General features: G+C 44.6%; 2 protein-coding genes. One reads left to right on the top strand and one right to left on the bottom strand.

The annotated features are described in order from the left end of the window. The first annotated feature begins 75 nt into the window (after positions 1-75). The gene (locus GY683_RS00695; protein ID WP_297286923.1) at positions 76-939 is read left to right on the top strand and encodes an MBL fold metallo-hydrolase; all 864 of its coding nucleotides are present in this window, start codon (positions 76-78) and stop codon (positions 937-939) included. Between the two features lie 87 nt (positions 940-1026). Here GY683_RS00695 and GY683_RS00690 read toward each other — a convergent pair whose 3' ends face one another. After that, positions 1027-1257, bottom strand: coding sequence for a hypothetical protein (locus GY683_RS00690; RefSeq protein ID WP_297286922.1), 231 nt, complete (start codon positions 1255-1257; stop codon positions 1027-1029). Positions 1258-1348: the final 91 nt, after the last annotated feature.

The following is a 1348-nucleotide window of genomic DNA, read 5'->3' as shown; positions in this document are numbered from 1 at the left end:
ATCTAAAATAGCATTGTATGAGCCTACGAGTTATGCTATAAAGAACCAAACTGATGACTGATAAGGAGCGGATACATGATCGTACATTCTTTTTTGGACCCACAGACTGAGACGTATAGTCACATACTCATCGATGATGATACCAAACTGTGTGCCATCATTGACCCTGTCCTAGATTATGACCCTGTGTCGGGACGGATAAATCATGACAATGCTGATAAGCTCATCAATTTTATCACAAGGCACGATTTGACGGTCAAATACATCATTGAGACCCACGCCCATGCCGACCATGTAACGTCCGCCCATTATTTAAAAGAGCGACTTGGCGGGCAGACGGTCATCGGCAAATATATTGCCACGGTTCAGCATATTTTTAAGGACATCTATGACCTTGATGATGACTTTGTCCCCAACGCATCTCAATTTGACCATTTGACCGATGACGGCACGACACTCACGCTTGGCAGCCTTAGCATTACCGCCATGCACGTGGCAGGGCATACCCCTGCGGACATGGCGTATCAGGTAACGGACGACACACGGCTCATCGTTTTTGTGGGTGATACGCTATTCGCCCCTGATGTTGGCACGGCTCGTTGTGATTTCCCTGCTGGCGACAGTGGCAAGCTATACGATTCTATACAGCGTATCCTAGCATTGCCCGATGAGACGGTGCTGTACCTGTGCCATGACTATCCACCAGAGCATCGTGAATACAGCCCAACCACCACAGTCGGCGAGCAAAGACGGCATAATATCCATGTCAAAGACGGTATCAGTCGAGATGACTTTATCAACATGAGAGACGCTCGGGATAAAACCCTATCCGTACCTAGACTCATGCTCCCGTCCGTGCAGGTCAATATCAATGCAGGCGAGTTTTTTACCACCCAAAACGGCAAGCCGTATGTCCGCATTCCTGTTAATCAGTTTTAGATATTCAAATACGGACATCAGATTAAGCTTGTACACCAATGCCGTAGAAAAACCACTTGCAAATGCTGCAATGATGACAACTATTCTTTATCTGTCATTTCGGTTTTCTTCTGGCAATTGGTAGTGTTCACGCAGTAGTTTTCTTGCCAATGGCGCAAAGTTGCCGCGCGCTTCTTGGTCGATTGCCTTAATCAATGCCGCGTCTTTTTCTTTATGAAAATTAATCAACTTGTTCGCGATGTTTTCTTCGCGTTTCTTGATGGCTCGGCGAACATAATCAGGTGTTTTTAATTCATTTGGATTCTTAAAATTACTCATGCTGCTACCTTAAAAAAATTTACTCTTTCTTGGGAAAGTGTTATAATGCTCAGCAAGTCAATATTATATGTTGGCTTACATAAAAATCATT

It is taken from the genome of Moraxella sp. (assembly GCF_024227015.1).
Classification (GTDB): domain Bacteria; phylum Pseudomonadota; class Gammaproteobacteria; order Pseudomonadales; family Moraxellaceae; genus Moraxella.
The sequence above is the reverse complement of the archived record's forward strand: the minus strand, read 5'-3'. Positions and strand labels throughout refer to the sequence as shown.